At 50.1% G+C, this 14,227-nt stretch carries 21 protein-coding genes; 17 read left to right on the top strand and 4 right to left on the bottom strand.

The window, feature by feature from the left end; all coding sequences use genetic code 11:
- Window positions 1-32: 32 nt before the first annotated feature.
- The 4 genes from ACTHTQ_RS01535 to ACTHTQ_RS01520 are packed head-to-tail and all read right to left on the bottom strand — an operon-like array spanning window position 33 to window position 3,159.
- On the bottom strand, window positions 33-1,811 hold the full coding sequence (locus ACTHTQ_RS01535) for a transposase (RefSeq protein ID WP_440362859.1): 1,779 nt from the start codon (window positions 1,809-1,811) through the stop codon (window positions 33-35).
- 3 nt (window positions 1,812-1,814) lie between these two features.
- Window positions 1,815-2,651 (bottom strand): hypothetical protein, encoded by an 837-nt coding sequence (locus ACTHTQ_RS01530; protein WP_049322375.1) that lies wholly within the window; start codon window positions 2,649-2,651, stop codon window positions 1,815-1,817.
- A gap of 35 nt (window positions 2,652-2,686) precedes the next feature.
- The gene (locus ACTHTQ_RS01525; RefSeq protein WP_440362858.1) at window positions 2,687-2,971 is read right to left on the bottom strand and encodes a DNA-binding protein; all 285 of its coding nucleotides are present in this window, start codon (window positions 2,969-2,971) and stop codon (window positions 2,687-2,689) included.
- An 11-nt stretch (window positions 2,972-2,982) separates the two neighbouring features.
- Window positions 2,983-3,159, bottom strand: coding sequence for a DNA-binding protein (locus tag ACTHTQ_RS01520; RefSeq protein WP_074897824.1), 177 nt, complete (start codon window positions 3,157-3,159; stop codon window positions 2,983-2,985).
- Window positions 3,160-3,276: 117 nt separating this feature from the next.
- Here ACTHTQ_RS01520 and ACTHTQ_RS01515 point away from each other — a divergent pair, with 117 nt between their 5' ends.
- The 17 genes from ACTHTQ_RS01515 to ACTHTQ_RS01435 all read left to right on the top strand — a co-directional run bounded on the left by ACTHTQ_RS01515 (window position 3,277) and on the right by ACTHTQ_RS01435 (window position 14,227).
- Window positions 3,277-3,648: a helix-turn-helix domain-containing protein gene (locus ACTHTQ_RS01515; protein WP_440362857.1), complete on the top strand. Its 372-nt coding sequence runs from the start codon at window positions 3,277-3,279 to the stop codon at window positions 3,646-3,648.
- Window positions 3,648-3,953 carry a phage protein Gp27 family protein gene (locus ACTHTQ_RS01510; RefSeq protein ID WP_440362856.1) on the top strand — a complete coding sequence of 102 codons (306 nt, stop codon included), beginning with the start codon at window positions 3,648-3,650 and terminating at the stop codon, window positions 3,951-3,953. Before ACTHTQ_RS01515 ends, ACTHTQ_RS01510 begins: the two co-directional genes overlap by 1 nt.
- A gap of 176 nt (window positions 3,954-4,129) precedes the next feature.
- Window positions 4,130-4,744: a hypothetical protein gene (locus ACTHTQ_RS01505; RefSeq protein ID WP_440362855.1), complete on the top strand. Its 615-nt coding sequence runs from the start codon at window positions 4,130-4,132 to the stop codon at window positions 4,742-4,744.
- A gap of 61 nt (window positions 4,745-4,805) precedes the next feature.
- Window positions 4,806-5,885 carry a nucleoid-associated protein gene (locus ACTHTQ_RS01500; protein WP_440362854.1) on the top strand — a complete coding sequence of 360 codons (1,080 nt, stop codon included), beginning with the start codon at window positions 4,806-4,808 and terminating at the stop codon, window positions 5,883-5,885.
- The gene (locus ACTHTQ_RS01495) at window positions 5,882-6,889 is read left to right on the top strand and encodes a GTP pyrophosphokinase (protein WP_440362853.1); all 1,008 of its coding nucleotides are present in this window, start codon (window positions 5,882-5,884) and stop codon (window positions 6,887-6,889) included. Before ACTHTQ_RS01500 ends, ACTHTQ_RS01495 begins: the two co-directional genes overlap by 4 nt.
- A gap of 72 nt (window positions 6,890-6,961) precedes the next feature.
- Entirely contained in the window at window positions 6,962-7,465 is a 504-nt protein-coding gene (locus tag ACTHTQ_RS01490; protein WP_440362852.1) for a glycoside hydrolase family 108 protein, read from the top strand.
- 108 nt (window positions 7,466-7,573) lie between these two features.
- Window positions 7,574-7,912 carry a hypothetical protein gene (locus ACTHTQ_RS01485; protein ID WP_440362851.1) on the top strand — a complete coding sequence of 113 codons (339 nt, stop codon included), beginning with the start codon at window positions 7,574-7,576 and terminating at the stop codon, window positions 7,910-7,912.
- Window positions 7,905-8,294 carry a hypothetical protein gene (locus ACTHTQ_RS01480; protein WP_440362850.1) on the top strand — a complete coding sequence of 130 codons (390 nt, stop codon included), beginning with the start codon at window positions 7,905-7,907 and terminating at the stop codon, window positions 8,292-8,294. The genes ACTHTQ_RS01485 and ACTHTQ_RS01480 overlap by 8 nt, the downstream gene beginning before the upstream one ends.
- Window positions 8,272-8,493 carry a hypothetical protein gene (locus ACTHTQ_RS01475; RefSeq protein ID WP_009426269.1) on the top strand — a complete coding sequence of 74 codons (222 nt, stop codon included), beginning with the start codon at window positions 8,272-8,274 and terminating at the stop codon, window positions 8,491-8,493. Before ACTHTQ_RS01480 ends, ACTHTQ_RS01475 begins: the two co-directional genes overlap by 23 nt.
- On the top strand, window positions 8,486-8,695 hold the full coding sequence (locus tag ACTHTQ_RS01470; RefSeq protein WP_440362849.1) for a TraR/DksA family transcriptional regulator: 210 nt from the start codon (window positions 8,486-8,488) through the stop codon (window positions 8,693-8,695). The genes ACTHTQ_RS01475 and ACTHTQ_RS01470 overlap by 8 nt, the downstream gene beginning before the upstream one ends.
- A gap of 2 nt (window positions 8,696-8,697) precedes the next feature.
- Window positions 8,698-9,018: a hypothetical protein gene (locus tag ACTHTQ_RS01465; protein WP_013448349.1), complete on the top strand. Its 321-nt coding sequence runs from the start codon at window positions 8,698-8,700 to the stop codon at window positions 9,016-9,018.
- The gene (locus tag ACTHTQ_RS01460; protein WP_049322364.1) at window positions 9,015-9,332 is read left to right on the top strand and encodes a hypothetical protein; all 318 of its coding nucleotides are present in this window, start codon (window positions 9,015-9,017) and stop codon (window positions 9,330-9,332) included. Before ACTHTQ_RS01465 ends, ACTHTQ_RS01460 begins: the two co-directional genes overlap by 4 nt.
- On the top strand, window positions 9,323-9,874 hold the full coding sequence (locus tag ACTHTQ_RS01455) for a DUF3486 family protein (protein WP_440362848.1): 552 nt from the start codon (window positions 9,323-9,325) through the stop codon (window positions 9,872-9,874). The genes ACTHTQ_RS01460 and ACTHTQ_RS01455 overlap by 10 nt, the downstream gene beginning before the upstream one ends.
- Window positions 9,871-11,385 carry a terminase large subunit domain-containing protein gene (locus tag ACTHTQ_RS01450; RefSeq protein ID WP_440362847.1) on the top strand — a complete coding sequence of 505 codons (1,515 nt, stop codon included), beginning with the start codon at window positions 9,871-9,873 and terminating at the stop codon, window positions 11,383-11,385. The genes ACTHTQ_RS01455 and ACTHTQ_RS01450 overlap by 4 nt, the downstream gene beginning before the upstream one ends.
- Before the next feature lie 21 nt (window positions 11,386-11,406).
- Window positions 11,407-12,879 (top strand): DUF935 domain-containing protein, encoded by a 1,473-nt coding sequence (locus tag ACTHTQ_RS01445; RefSeq protein WP_440362846.1) that lies wholly within the window; start codon window positions 11,407-11,409, stop codon window positions 12,877-12,879.
- Window positions 12,879-13,784, top strand: a complete 906-nt coding sequence (locus ACTHTQ_RS01440; RefSeq protein WP_440362845.1) for a phage head morphogenesis protein — start codon at window positions 12,879-12,881, stop codon at window positions 13,782-13,784. Before ACTHTQ_RS01445 ends, ACTHTQ_RS01440 begins: the two co-directional genes overlap by 1 nt.
- Before the next feature lie 2 nt (window positions 13,785-13,786).
- On the top strand, window positions 13,787-14,227 hold the full coding sequence (locus ACTHTQ_RS01435) for a phage virion morphogenesis protein (protein ID WP_440362844.1): 441 nt from the start codon (window positions 13,787-13,789) through the stop codon (window positions 14,225-14,227).

Raw genomic sequence — 14,227 nt, 5'->3', positions numbered from 1 at the left:
TTTTTCAAATGCGACGACGTCGTCGCATTTGCCTAACCGGTTTTATGCAGTTTCAGACGACCCATCGTCTTAAGCCTGTCGTAAACCTCGTCCAATTTGCTCTCGACCACGCCTTCCGGGTAGTGCTTGAGGATGACCGCCATCGCCTGTTTCCAGTCGCCGCCGTCTGCCTCGACGCGGGGTTTTAAGCGTTTGGCGATTTCGACCTTGCTCAATACCTGCTCAGAGACCTCCATCCGGTTGTACGCCATCTGCTGTCCCTGTTTGGGCATAAAGAGCGTATTTCGCGCGGCAAGCGTATTTTCCTGATGTTTGTACGGGTCGATTTCGCCGCCGAATGGGACTGCTTTGCCTTTGCGTTTGGCGGCTGCCGCCTCCAGCGTTTCCGACCCCATCGCCAGCTTGTCCAGCTCTTTGCGATGCTGTTGCGCGTCCGTATCGGCAGGGGCTTTGTATTCCGCCCCGATGACTACCGCATCGGAGCGGAAGCCCATCTCGTTAAACACCACTTCGGGTACGGATACCCAAACCTCATTACCCTCCTCGTCATAAGTGGCGACCCGCGCCCCGTTTACCTCCCAAGGATTCTTACCGACCAAAACCTTCTGACCGACCAAAATCCCCTTGATGCCTTTCACGCTATATACCCGTCCGCCGAAGCGGATTTCCAAATCCGCCGAGACTTTCGCCTCTTTCGGCGCGCTGATGGCAAGCTCTCGGCAATAATCCGCAGGCGGCGGCAGGATGAGCTGCTCGGGTTTGATTTTGTTCCAGGCCTGATAGCGGGTCATGCCGTGGCGACTGTGCTTTTGCGTACCGTTGTAGTAACGCATCCAACGCTCTGCCAGGGCATTCAGTTGGTCGATATCGTGCACCTCGGTAAAGCGCAAACCGCTTTCAAAAGATGTTTCCACAATGTCATTGGCTTTCTCTACCTGACCTTTGGCACGGGGGTTACCGGGTTTATTGATCTGCACACGCACATCAAGCGACTTGCACAGCGTTTTAAAAGCAGACGACGTATTCGCACTTCCCGGGTCAAGCATGACCATGCGCGGTACGCCGCGAAACGGGTCTTTTAACGGGTCTGCCTTTTGCTGCATCATGTAAATAAAAAAGTCGCAAAGGTTCGCGCTGGTCTCGCCGCCGAAGTAATAACGCACCGCAATCGTGCCGGAGGCATGGTCTGTCCCCGTGTACCGCCAGACGCGGTCGTTTTCGATTTTGACGACGTTTTTCGGCTTGTTTTTATAAAACTCCTCTTCCTTCATCACCCGCAGCCCCGTATCCTTGCCCTGACGTGGCAGGTAATACAAAACGCACAAACTCGGGTCGATTTGCCAACAATGGTTCGGGTGTTCCGATTTCATGCGGCTGACGGGGTCAGGCTGCAAAAGCTGGTCGGGGTGCAACTTGTATTCACGCAGGGCGCGGATAATGGTGCTTTCCGATAGAGGCAGCACTTCGCCGGTTTCCTCATCAATCCGCGCCGCCTCGATTTTGCCGTTGGCGCGCAGCATTTCCACCGCCTGCCGCACCGACATCAACCGCTTGCCGTTGCGCCTCATGGCCTCCACCAGTACAGCCGAAATCAGTTTGGCTTCTTCCAGCTTCAGTTCCGTTTTACCGGCATCGCTTCGCCGTTTTCGGCTTGGCTTAACACTCACAGACTCCAATTTCCGATAGAGCGTAGCGAGCGATACCCCTAAATCCTGTGCCGACCGTTTCAGATACTCCGACCGTTCTCCCCGTCCAAGCAAAGCGGCTTGAGCCTCGATTTCAGTCAGTCTTTCTACCAATCCGGCGTTCATGATCTATTCTCCCAACCACTCCGGCGTCTCATCTTGAGGGGCTTCCATCGGTAGAGCGTAGCTCTCGCGGATGCCGTTGCAATCCAAAATAATCTGATTCAACGCCCCGACCATTTTTGCCTGATGGCTGATCCCATGTGCCTCACTGTGCGCATTAAGTTGGTCAAACAAATCTTTCAGACGGCTCACTTGACTGCGGATACCGACCTCAAGGCTGGATAACTGCATCGTCAATTCACTGCCCACATCTTCCGCCTTCGGCTCTCTTACACCGGTTTGCTTCTTAGCCAGCTTTTCGGCCAGCTCGTCGACCTTCTTGTTCTTGTCGGCAATGACCTTGTCTTTCGCTTCAGCCGTTTCGCGGCTCTCGCGCAAGGCGACACGTAACTCCTTAACAGTCATGCGGTCGACATCATCAAGCGTATTACCGTTGATTTCGCCGCCTTCGGCAAACTCCAGCAAGGTGTCGTCATCTTCCACCAGCAGCTCCAGCAGTTTGGACTTTCCAAGTTTCATCAGCTGTGGCTGCGCCTGTTTCATTTTTGGGTCGATAAAGCGCAGCGTGGCATTCATCAAACGTTGCGATTCACGGCGGCCTAAGCCAAACTCTTTCTCGGCAATCTCAGCAAAACGGCCATGCGGCGTATGCTCTTTGATGATGATGAGTGCGCGACCCAGCTCAAACATACCTTCCATTGTTTGGCGTACCGCAAAACGTCCACGTTCAATCCAAACAGCCTCGTTGTAAGCCTCGCCATTTGAAAAACGATCCATAACCGCCATGCTGTGTATTGCCAGTTCGTTTGCTGTTGCGCCAACTGCGTGTCCTAATACTTCCATTTTTGTCTCCTGCAAATGCGACGACGTCGTCGCATTTAATAAACTCGTTGTTCAATTTCCTGCAAACGTGCAGTCAAACGTTCTTGTTGCTGTCTGAAACGTTCCGCGATTTGCAAGGTTTTAATGCTGTACGCAAAATTGCCGTTATCCAGCTTGACCACCAAACCCTCCGCAATCAGGTCTTCCAAGTCCCGGCTGACATGTACCGGCGAAATACCGAGGCCGTCTGAAATTTCCTTGTTGCTGATGCCGATAATCGGATGTCCCTCCAATGCCTTAAAGACCTTCAACACCCGGCAGCCCTTTTTACTGGTCGCCATCCGTATCCTCCTTATTTCAGTCCCAGTTTCTTGGCAATTTCGTGCCCCTTGCCGTAATTGCCTTTGCGCTGTCCGCCGACCACCAGATACACATCGCGCGGCTTAAAGCCGTTCTCTCTTGCCCACTGCGCCAGCGTCTGGCCGTTTTTGGCAAAATTTTCTTTTAATTTTTCAATAGTTATAGCCATAGATAGCCCTTTCTCATTGTGATAAAATAGTGAACTATTTATGCACCAGATATTTACTAGTGCGCTCCATGAACAGAATATTAATCTACTTTTGTAGATTATTTCAAGAGATTTTGTATGCTTTTTGTGGGTTTTTTAGAAAGAATTAAGCAAGAGCTTGATTTAAAAAAGGATAAGGATGTCGCTGAATTTTTAGGACTAGAGCCGAAAGCGTTCTCAATTCGAAAAAAACGCGACTCGATACCAGTAGATGCAGTACGCGCAGCAGCATTTGAACATCCGGAATTAAATGCTGATTGGGGCTATATCTTGACTGGACGGCGAGAAAAATCAGTAAAAATGCCATCTGAAAAATTAAACAAAGAAGAGCAGGAGCTGCTGGCCTTGTTCCGCGAAGCGGCAGCTGCCGACCGTGAAATGATTCTGATGGTTGCGCGCAGGGCAGAGAAAAAAGCCCAAACTGCGCCTAGTAAAGTGAGCAACGGATAATGGGGAAACGCAGTGCGGTAGAAATGCTGCCCGATGATGTCCGCAGGCAGCTTGATGATGAGATTCGGAAAAGCCGTTTTAGCGGCTACACACAACACAGCGAATGGTTGAAACATCAGGGTTATGAAATCGGTAGGTCTTCCGTACACCGCTACGGCCAACAGCTTCAAAAACTGACCGCCACTCCTGAAGAGCAGGATTTGCTGGATATTTTCAGAAAATTGGAAACAGCCGACCGCCACGCTTTACAACGCTTCGCACAAATATTGTCAACTCTGGCCGATAAAGAAAAAAATGCCGTCTGAAATTTTCAGACGGCATTTAGGACACTCCGGCATTTTGGCTGCGCTGGTGTTCTGAAACGGATATTAAGCAATTGAAGCGGCCCTGCATTTTAAAGCGCATTAAAAACTACCCCGATATTCAGGTCATCGGACAAGTGATCCAAATCTCAAAAGACCTGAGCTAACAAAGGACAAAAATGAAAACACTCACTTTATTAATCGCCGCTGCTTTTGCTTTGTCTGCGTGTGGTGGCCAGCCTGAAGCAACTGCCGAGCAAGCAACCACACAGGCTTTGGCGGTTCAACCTGCCGCGCCGGTGTTAACCTTAAATCTTGATTGGGATACCTTCCGCAAAAGGGTCGATGAAGATTTCGAATCGGCCGGTTTCGGTTTTGCCAAAATCCCTGCCAGCATGAAACCCGAAGGCGATGCCAATGCCGCCCGATTGACGGTCATGCTGCCAATTAATGACAACTTGGTCGGCAATATCGCCTCCGACCCGGCCACCGGCAAATTGACCAGCATTACCGCCACCGTAGGTGCAAACGAAGATGCCGCCGAAAACCTGAAAAACTTCAGCTCAGCTGCCTTAATGCTGAGTGCGGCCGATGGCGATGACGGCAACAAAACTGTCGGCGGCAAAATTATCAAAATGGCCGGAGACGCTATCAACGAATTTGCCAAGCAAGCCGAAAAAGACAGCACTGCCAACGTCAATAAAAGCTTTGTCGAAAACGGCGTGAAATATGGCATTTTCGTCAGCGGCAACATGCCGGTGATGATGTTTGCAGAGCCAGCTGAAAACAAATAGACCGATAAGTAAGGCCGTCGAAAGGGTTTCAGACGGCTTGATTGAAACAGAAAGGGAAATTATGACTGAAACAGCGAGCTATTCTTTTGAGGGTTTAACAATTGAAAAAATTATTACCCATCGTATTTATCCGAAAAATGAAAATAGAGAGCGTGTAGAACCTAAAATCAGTACACAGTTGATTGATTTGCCTATTACGGCAAGAAGAACATTGGAAAACAGGCTGACCAAAGCTTTGGGTAATAAATCTCATGGCATTGAAATGTCTATTGCCAATACGGCTGAAAATAGTTTTTTTCAGATAGCTGCAGCCATACAACTCAAAGAGGAAGCAGAGTTTATTGAGGATTCCGCACAATTTGCCCACATGTTGACCGATGCACAACTGAATACAAATGCACCGGGTGGTATTTTGTTGGTTTTAAAAGGTAGGGTTGGAGATACCGATAAGCCGTTTTTATGTGTAATTAAGGCTGAACCTCAAGATGGATTCCGAACCCAAGAAGAGGATGACTTTATCACGATTGAATTCTTAGAAGAATTATTACTGACCGATTCAGCAAGATTATTCAAGATAGGTTTTTTGGTGGCTGAAACAGTAAGGCCGCTAGAGCAAATACAATCTGAGAATTATCGAGCTTTTTTGTATGACCATCTGATGACACAAACGGAAACTAGACCGGCAGCTTCCTATTTCTATCAAGTATTCTTGGGTATGAATATAGCTGCTTCTTCCCGTAAATTGACGCAGAATTTTTTTGAGTGGACACGCAATTTTATCGATAACTCTGATTTAAGTGATGATGCAAAATTGGATGCGCATGAAGCATTGCGCGTTACATTGAAAAGTGCGGAAGCAACCATTAGTGTAAATAATTTTGCCCAAAATCATTTACCTCAAGAAAAACGAACAGCTTATACAGAATTTATGATAGCTAAGGATTTTCCTCAAAATGCTGTAAGTAAGGATATTGAATATATTAAAACTCGTTTACGCAAACGGAGGTCTTATGGATTTAGTAACGGTGTAGTTATCTTGACTCCTCCCGAGCATACTCAAGACTATATGGAAATTGCTCCAACAGAAGATGGGGGATATACTGTTGTCACAATTAAAGGACAGTTACAACAACAAAAATGAGTGATATTGATGATTTCAAAAGCTATTTAGAAAGCCACCAAGCGGCATTTGCCGCTTGGGGTAGATTTGTGGCTGAAGAAATTCAAAATCAATTATCCAATGTCATTTCTCCTGTTCCGGTTACCAATTTTCTAAAAATTGAAGCAAAGCCTAGAGTCAAAGAGATTTCTTCAGCTCTAGCCAAGATTGGCCGAAAAAATTACACTTCACCTCAAACTCAAATGACTGACTTGGTCGGCGTACGTTTTGTGGTATTGCTTGCGGAACATATTCAAATAGTTTGTGAAATCATTGAATCCTCATCTCAGTGGGATGCTAAAGTTTCGAAAGATTTTGCAGATGAAATTCAGCAAAATCCCAAAGCATTTGACTATCAATCCAAACATTACGAGATTCGTCCTAAACAAGCATTCATTACACCCGAAAATGTCAGCATCCCTGCTGATTTGTGCTGTGAAGTTCAGGTTCGTTCTTTACTCCAACATGCTTATGCAGAGCTAGTTCATGACAATATCTACAAACCAGACGGTAATGTTCCAAAGCAAGCAGAACGCGAAGTCGCAAAAAGCATGGCTTTGATGGAAACTACAGATGACTTATTTAGTCGTACTCTGGCAATTTTGAAAGAAGCAAATCAACCACAAGAAGAACTTCTTCCCCAATTATCACAGCTTTATCAAGAGGAAATAGGGCTTATTCCTAAAGTTGATAAAAAAACCAATATGATTTTTCTAGAAACATTTCAATCCAGCATTTCCCAATCAAGTATTCTTTCTGACATCCGTTCACTTTTGAATGAGAAGAAATATATTGCCAATCGGATAAAAGAAAATGCTAAAGAAATGTATTTTTTCAGTCAGCCAGCAGCTTTGTTGGTCTATTGGCTGATTGAGAAAGTTGGTGCAGATGAAGTATGTAAAAACTGGCCTTTGCCTGCATACAACAAAAACCTGCAATTTATTTGTACTGATTTGGATAAGCAACCATCCCATGAACTCTTTTAACCCCCTTTAAAAGCCCATTCAGACGGCCTTTTCTAAAATCCCTGTACCTATCAATAGATACAGGGATTTTTTATGTCCACCAAATTCAACCAATTCATTGAGCGCGTCCTCTCCCACGAGGGCGGTTACGTCAACCATCACAAAGACCCCGGAGGCGAAACCAACTGGGGCATCACCAAGCGCACCGCACAGGCAAACGGCTACAACGGCTCCATGCGTGCCATGACCCGCGAACAGGCGATCGGCATTTACCGTAAAGCGTTTTGGGATCGTTACCACGCTGACAAAATGCCCGAAGCGGTCGCTTTCCAATTTTTTGATGCCTGCGTCAACCACGGTTACGGCAATGCCGCCCGTATGCTCCAACGCGCCGCAGGCGTGCCGGACGACGGCATCATCGGCGAAATCAGCCTCAAAGCCATCAATTCCCTCCCCGAAAACGACCTTTTATTGCGGTTCAACGCCGAGCGTCTGGTCTTTTATACCAAGCTCGGTACGTTCACGTCTTTCGGCAAAGGCTGGATTCGCCGCGTCGCGCAAAACCTGATCCACGCATCAGCGGACAACATTGATTAAAAAAGGAGCAATCATGTCAAAAAAGTCTTTACTCGCCCTAATGGCCGCCGTGATGTCTCCCAGTTTCAGCGTCGATCTGGGCATTCGTTCAGCTATACCTTCTCAGGGATGCCGGACGATGCCTCACCGTCCAAGCGGGGTGGCGGCAGCGAAACGCGCCGCGAAGAAAAACCGTCAAAAATGACCGGCTTTTTCCTATGGCTGGGCGGCTTAGTCTCCAATCCCGCAACCGGAAAAATCAGCCATACCAAATTATGGGCAAACGTTGCCGCCGCAGCGATGACCTATAAATTCTCGCTCTCGCCTGATGCCCCCGAATGGCTTTGGTGGGCATACGGAGCAATGGTCGGCGGCTACGCCTTAATCAAACGCGGCATTGCCGCCGTACCGCAGTTGGCGGAAATCAAAAAATCCGCGAATCCGGAAGAATGGAGCGGCAATGATTGATTTTTTGTACAAAAACAAATCAGCATTGGCATGGCGTGCATTGATTGTGTTATGCATCTGGCTAAGCGGCTATCACTATGCCGCCGACAAAGCCGATGCCAAGCAAACCGCCCTGATTACCGCCTACCAAAACTCGTCAATGGCGGCAGCCAAACAATACGCCGACGAGCTTAAAAAAGCGCAGGTGGAAACGAAGCGTTGGCATGACTTCGCGCAGCGTCAAAGCATCGAGCTGGCATCCGCCCTGAGCGAGCTGGATAAAACCAAAAACACCTTACAGGAGCAAACGCATGACGCGATTAAAAAAGACGGCAATGGTTTTAACGGTATCGGTTCTAACAGCCTGCACCTCTACAACCGTGCCTTCGGATACCCCGATTAAAACCGTACCGACAGTGGATTTGCCGCCTGTATCTACCGGGCTGCTGGTCAAATACGAACGCCCCGAGCGTCCGACCGGCGGCTCACCCGAACAACTCTTAAACCATGCCGTACGTTACGGCGAATACTGCCAAAAGTTGGAAGTCCAAGTCTCCGGGTGGCAGGACTGGTACACGAAAGGCCGTCTGAAAAATGACTGATTTTGCCGACCGCGCATCAGAGCGTGAAGCCATATTTTTGGAAGAGTCCCTGGCGAAACATCAAATCACACCGGAACGCGCCGACAGCCTGAGCCATTGCGAAGATTGCGGCAGCCCAATACCGGACGCAAGGCGAAAAGCAGTCAAAGGCTGCACCCGCTGCATCGTTTGCCAAGAATATTTTGAACACGGATGGCCTTAAAAATGGAAAAAACCTTTATACATATCGAATTTTGGCAGTTGGTCGGATTTCTTCTCTCCTTCCTCGGCATCTGTTTTACCTTCGGCAAAATGCTGCTGGCGCAATTCCGCGAGCAGCAGGACGAACGCCAAAAACAGCAGGAACGCCTACAGGGTAAAGTCGAAATCATGGAAAACAAACTGGCGGAATTCAATGCCGGCCTGCCGCTCACATACGTCCTGCGCGAAGACTACATCCGCAATCAAGTCGTCCTCGAAGCCAAGCTCGACAACGTCGCCGAGAAACTCACTGAAATCTACAAAATGGAAAGCGTAAAAAAATGATTAGCCAGGAACTGATCGCCAAACAACGCCGCGAGGGGATGCGTTGGAACATCATCAACACCCTTAATAAAGCCCGCCCGCACACCACCAGCGAAACCTTCTTGTTGGACATCATGAACGCGATTTACCCGCAAACCACCGCATTAGAGCTGCGCCAACAACTTGATTATCTGGCTGACCGCAAAATGGTAGACCTCAATAAAGCCCCGCACGGCCTGTGGTTTGCCGACTTGACCAGTTTGGGTGTCGATATTGCCGAATATACGGTGGAGTGTCGTGCCGGTATTGCACGGCCTGAGAAAGTATGGAGCTAGGCATGGCGCAACGCAGCAGTATTGAAAAACTCCCCGAAGCCGTCCGACATGAATTTGAACGGAAGCTGGTAGAAAACGGTTTTTCAGACTACCAAGCCATTGCCGAATGGCTGCAAGACCAAGGCTATGAAATCAGCCGTTCAGCCGCACACCGTTACGGCCAAAAAGTGCAACGTCGTTTCGCCGCCATCAAGTCCAGCACCGAAGCCGCGCGACTGATTGCCGAAGGCGCGGCCGATGAAGGTGACACCCGTAGCGAAGCATTGGTTGCAATGGTGCAGTCCGAATTATTTGAAGCCATGTTGGAAATTGGTGAAATGGAAGACTTATCGGCTGTAGACAGGTTTAGCATGGTTGCGAAAGCGGCCAAAAATATCGCTACTCTAACATCAGCCAGCACTCGCCTGAAAGAGTATCAGGCCAAGGTCAAAGCCAAAGTACAGGCTGCCGCCGAAGATGTAGCCAAGCAGGCCAAGAAAGGCGGCTTGTCTGAAGAATCGGTCGAGGCCATCCGCAAGCATATTTTAGGGATTGCATCATGACGCCGTCTGAAATCCGAAATACCCGCCCATCAGAAGACCGTACCCCTACGGTCTTATTGCCGTATCAGCAGGCTTGGTGTGCCGACCAGTCGCCTGTGAAGCTGTGCGAAAAATCGCGCCGTATCGGTTTGAGCTGGGGAGAAGCTGCCGATACCGCCTTGCTGGCCGCATCCGCTAAAGGCATGGACGCATGGTACATCGGCTATAACAAAGACATGGCCTTGGAGTTTATCCGCGACTGTGCAGGCTGGGCGAAGCATTACCAGCTGGCGGCAGGTGAAATCGAAGAAACCGAGGAAGTGTTTGTCGAAGGCGACGACCGCCAGGCCGTGTTAGCCTTCGTTATCCGCTTTGCTTCCGGCTTTCGCATTACCGCCTTATCCAGCCGGCCGTCCAACCTACGCGGTAAACAAGGCCGCGTGATTATTGATGAAGCAGCGTTCCACGAACAGCTTGGCGAGTTGCTTAAAGCGGCAATGGCCTTGCTGATGTGGGGCGGCCAGGTGCATATCATCTCTACGCATGACGGCGTAGACAACCCGTTCAATGAGTTGATTAACGATGTGCGTGCAGGGAAAAAACCTTATTCCGTCCACCGTATCACCTTTGACGAAGCGGTCGAACAAGGCTTGTACCGCCGCATCTGTCTGCGTTTGGGCAAGGATTGGACACCCCAAGGCGAAGCCTCGTGGTGTAAGGAAATCCGCGATTTCTACGGCGAAGATGCCAGCGAAGAGTTGGACTGTATTCCGAAAAACGGCGGCGGCAAATGGCTGAACCGTGCCTTAATCGAAAGCCGTATGACCCCATACACGCCGGTTATCCGCTACGACCAGACCGACGACTTCGGCTTGCTGTCCGAACCGCGCCGTGCTGCCGAAGTAGCAGACTGGATAGCCGATACTCTGCAGCCGCTGCTCGACAGTTTGGACAAAACCCTCGTTTCTTTTATAGGCGAAGACTTTGCCCGCTCGGGCGACCGCACCGTGATTGTGCCGCTCTTACAAAGCAAAGACCTGATTTTAAAACCGCCGTTTGTTTTGGAGCTGGGCAATATGCCGTTTGCCCAGCAGGAGCAAATTATGCAGCACCTGTTGGCCAAGCTACCCAATCTGCGCGGCGCGGCTTTGGATGCGCGAGGCAACGGTCAATCTTTGGCCGAAGCCATGCGCGATGCGTTCGGCGCAGAAGTGGTGGAAGCTGTGATGCTGTCGGAAAACTGGTACCGCAGCCATACCGCTCCGTTCAAAGCCGCCCTCGAAGACGGCACACTCGACGGCCTGCCGCGAGATGAAGACATCCTCACCGATTTACGTGCGTTCGAATTAGTCAAAGGCGTGCCTCGTATTCCGGACACACGAACCAAAGGTCAAGACGGCAAAAAACGCCACGGCGACGCAGCGATTGCCTTTGTCCTTGCCCATTACGCCAGCCGCGAACTCAATGCCGGACCGGTACGCGTGGCCAGCCGCCGCGTGCGTCGAATTAGCAGAACAACGCATGGCTTTTAGTCCGTCCGAAAAGAGAATCCCATGAAAAAACCGCATTTCAAACTCAAAACCAATCATGGCAACATCACCTTCAAACCCGATGACCTGACCGGCCATATCGCCGTCTCACACCAATTTTTAGGCGGTTTCGGCGGTTGGTTGCCTAATCCTGACCCGATTTTGCGCAAGATGGGCAAGCAAATCCATGTTTACCGCGAATTATTGCGTGACGAGCTGGTCGGTAGCTTCGTGCGCCGCCGAAAAGCCGCTGTGGCACGGCTGGATTGGAAACTCAGCGGCGATGAAGTCGAAGATCGTGTATTGGATTTTGTCGAAAATTGGCTGGCCGCTGATGTCGATGTTTATAAGATCTGCAAAGACATCATGAATGCCGCATTTTTCGGCTATCAACCTATCGAAATTATCTGGCAAAAAGGCAGTCAATGGCTGCCGTCTGAAATTGTGGCCAAGCCGCAGGAATGGTTCGGATTCAATGATGAGCGTGAGTTGGTTTTTACCGAAAACGGCTTGAGCCAAGAGCCGCTACCGCCTTATAAATTTCTGTGTCCGCGCCATGAAGACGACTATCTTAACCCTTACGGCCTAGGTGATTTGGGTTTGGTGTTTTGGCTGGTAACTTTCAAACGCGGCGGCATGAAATTTTGGGTAAGTTTCACCGAAAAATACGGCGCACCTTGGCTGATTGGCAAAGAGCCACGCTCCAATACCCATAGCGACACCGAAAAGTTGCTCGACGCATTGGAAGCCTTAATAAGCAATTCGGTCGGCACGATTCCGAATGATTCCAGCGTCGAAATCCATGAAGCCAGCGGCAAGTCATCATCAGTAGATGCATTCGACAAGCTGCTGAAAGAGTGCAAGTCCGGCATCAACATTGCCTTGCTTGGCCAAGACCAAACCACCGACAAAGAAACCAACCATGCCAGTGCCAGCGCGGGCTTGGAAATTGCCGACGATATCCGTGACGGCGACCGCCGTATTGTTGAAGCGGCGTTTAACGAATTGATTGAATGGGTGGTGGAACTGAATTTCGGCGATGTGGCTTGTCCGAAATTCGAGCTGTTTGAAAACGAGGAGGCAGGCACGAAAGAGCGTGCCGAGCGTGACAGTATGCTGTTCAGTGCGGGTGTGAAATTCACCCCGCAATATTGGAAACGCACTTATGGTTTGGAAGACGGCGATATCGTTGAAGAAGATGCCATTATCCCGACCGCTGCTGACTTTGCCGAAGGTTGGGATGGCACAGAAACCGATGCAGGTTTGATTTTAGATACGCTTGCGCCCAATGCAGACCGTCTGAACCAACAAGGCCGCGACCTGACTGCCTTATTGGTGCAGGATTTGCAGCGCGGCGAAACCGAAGACAATATTCTCGACCGCTTGGCCGAGCAGTTCCCGAATATGGATGACACCGCCTTGCAAAACGAGCTGGCGCGTGTGATTTTCCTGTCCGGTTTGGTCGGCCGCATTGAAGCGGCGCAGGAGATGAGCTGATGAATCCGGAAGACATCAAGGCAATTTTCGGCCTAGAGCCGGAAGCAGCGGTCGAATATTTGAAGCAGAAAGGTGTAGCCGTTTCGTGGGATTGGCAAGATATGCTCGACGACGCACACGCTACCGCGTTCACCGTGGCCAAAACCGCAGGCATGGACGTTGCCAATGATATTTATCGCGCCGTTGTCAACGCCGCCGAGACCGGCCAAACGCTGGAGCAGTTCCAGAAAACACTCACGCCGGTATTACAAAGCAAGGGCTGGTGGGGACGCACCCAAGCAACCAATCCGGACACCGGCGAAGCCCAAACCGTTCAGCTTGGTAGCCCGCACCGCCTGAAAACCATCTACCTGACCAATATGCAGTCAGCCTACATGGCCGGACGCTACGCTGAAATGATGGATTCTGTCGACACCCACCCGTATTGGCAATACGTCGCTATAAACGACGGCCGTACCCGTGACAGCCACCGTAGAATGCACGGCCGTGTCTATGCAGCAGCCGACCCGGTTTGGGACACCATGTATCCACCGTTGGATTTCCGCTGCCGCTGCCGCGTGCGTCCATTATCACGCGCCGCAGGCGAAAGCCGTGCCTTACCCAGTCCGACACTTGAGACTCAAACCGTCGACATCGGTAGCAACGAATACACCGGAGAAGCCCGCTACGCCCAACGCACCGGCTTGCGGATTGACGGAAAGTTTGTCGCCCCTAGCGCAGGCTTCAATGCCAACCAAGGAAAAGCCATGCTCTCGCGCATGGCTTCCGTGGCCGTCCAAAAAGCACAATCCGTTCATCCCGATATTGCACGCGTAGCCTTAAAAACAATGATGACCAACAGCAAATTCAAATCCTCATTATCCGCAGTCGATTTGGCATGGGTACTAAAATTAATCAGAGGTTAGATATGCTCGAAATTAATCTTGATACTTCATCACTAGATCGTGGCTTGAGCCAGCTTCTACAAAACGTAAGCCATCCGCGCAAAATGATGAAAGCCATCGCGACCGAAATGACTTCATTAACCGAAGAAAACTTCGAAAGCGAAAGTTTCGGTGGCAACAGATGGAAACAAAGCCAACGCGCAGCTCAAGGCGGGCAGACTCTGCAACTGACCGGCCAACTTGCAGCCAGCATCTCCACACAGGCAGGCAACGACTTTGCACGTATCGGAAGCAACAAACCATATGCGGCAATCCACCACTTGGGTGGCTCCGCAGGCAGAAACCATAGCATCCAACTTCCAGCCCGACCCTATCTACCAATCAACGGCAGTGGTCAACTTCAAAACGGAGCAGATAAACGTGTCCTTGACATTGCAATCGAGTCACTCCGCTCAGGCCTGTAA

This window comes from Neisseria sp. P0020.S003, from assembly GCF_051957095.1.
Lineage (GTDB): Bacteria > Pseudomonadota > Gammaproteobacteria > Burkholderiales > Neisseriaceae > Neisseria > Neisseria subflava.
The sequence above is the reverse complement of the archived record's forward strand: the minus strand, read 5'-3'. Positions and strand labels throughout refer to the sequence as shown.

Bases quoted from the DNA above. Each gene is read 5' to 3' on its own strand.
- ACTHTQ_RS01520 (WP_074897824.1), bottom strand. From the start codon at position 3,159: ATGGCTATAACTATTGAAAAATTAAAAGAAAATTTTGCCAAAAACGGC.
- ACTHTQ_RS01525 (WP_440362858.1), bottom strand. From the start codon at position 2,971: ATGGCGACCAGTAAAAAGGGCTGCCGGGTGTTGAAGGTCTTTAAGGCA.
- ACTHTQ_RS01535 (WP_440362859.1), bottom strand. From the start codon at position 1,811: ATGAACGCCGGATTGGTAGAAAGACTGACTGAAATCGAGGCTCAAGCC.
- ACTHTQ_RS01460 (WP_049322364.1), top strand. From the start codon at position 9,015: ATGATTAGCCAGGAACTGATCGCCAAACAACGCCGCGAGGGGATGCGT.
- ACTHTQ_RS01485 (WP_440362851.1), top strand. From the start codon at position 7,574: ATGCCGGACGATGCCTCACCGTCCAAGCGGGGTGGCGGCAGCGAAACG.
- ACTHTQ_RS01450 (WP_440362847.1), top strand. From the start codon at position 9,871: ATGACGCCGTCTGAAATCCGAAATACCCGCCCATCAGAAGACCGTACC.
- ACTHTQ_RS01470 (WP_440362849.1), top strand. From the start codon at position 8,486: ATGACTGATTTTGCCGACCGCGCATCAGAGCGTGAAGCCATATTTTTG.
- ACTHTQ_RS01510 (WP_440362856.1), top strand. From the start codon at position 3,648: ATGGGGAAACGCAGTGCGGTAGAAATGCTGCCCGATGATGTCCGCAGG.
- ACTHTQ_RS01500 (WP_440362854.1), top strand. From the start codon at position 4,806: ATGACTGAAACAGCGAGCTATTCTTTTGAGGGTTTAACAATTGAAAAA.
- ACTHTQ_RS01435 (WP_440362844.1), top strand. From the start codon at position 13,787: ATGCTCGAAATTAATCTTGATACTTCATCACTAGATCGTGGCTTGAGC.
- ACTHTQ_RS01480 (WP_440362850.1), top strand. From the start codon at position 7,905: ATGATTGATTTTTTGTACAAAAACAAATCAGCATTGGCATGGCGTGCA.
- ACTHTQ_RS01495 (WP_440362853.1), top strand. From the start codon at position 5,882: ATGAGTGATATTGATGATTTCAAAAGCTATTTAGAAAGCCACCAAGCG.
- ACTHTQ_RS01440 (WP_440362845.1), top strand. From the start codon at position 12,879: ATGAATCCGGAAGACATCAAGGCAATTTTCGGCCTAGAGCCGGAAGCA.
- ACTHTQ_RS01465 (WP_013448349.1), top strand. From the start codon at position 8,698: ATGGAAAAAACCTTTATACATATCGAATTTTGGCAGTTGGTCGGATTT.
- ACTHTQ_RS01455 (WP_440362848.1), top strand. From the start codon at position 9,323: ATGGAGCTAGGCATGGCGCAACGCAGCAGTATTGAAAAACTCCCCGAA.
- ACTHTQ_RS01505 (WP_440362855.1), top strand. From the start codon at position 4,130: ATGAAAACACTCACTTTATTAATCGCCGCTGCTTTTGCTTTGTCTGCG.
- ACTHTQ_RS01445 (WP_440362846.1), top strand. From the start codon at position 11,407: ATGAAAAAACCGCATTTCAAACTCAAAACCAATCATGGCAACATCACC.
- ACTHTQ_RS01530 (WP_049322375.1), bottom strand. From the start codon at position 2,651: ATGGAAGTATTAGGACACGCAGTTGGCGCAACAGCAAACGAACTGGCA.
- ACTHTQ_RS01515 (WP_440362857.1), top strand. From the start codon at position 3,277: ATGCTTTTTGTGGGTTTTTTAGAAAGAATTAAGCAAGAGCTTGATTTA.
- ACTHTQ_RS01490 (WP_440362852.1), top strand. From the start codon at position 6,962: ATGTCCACCAAATTCAACCAATTCATTGAGCGCGTCCTCTCCCACGAG.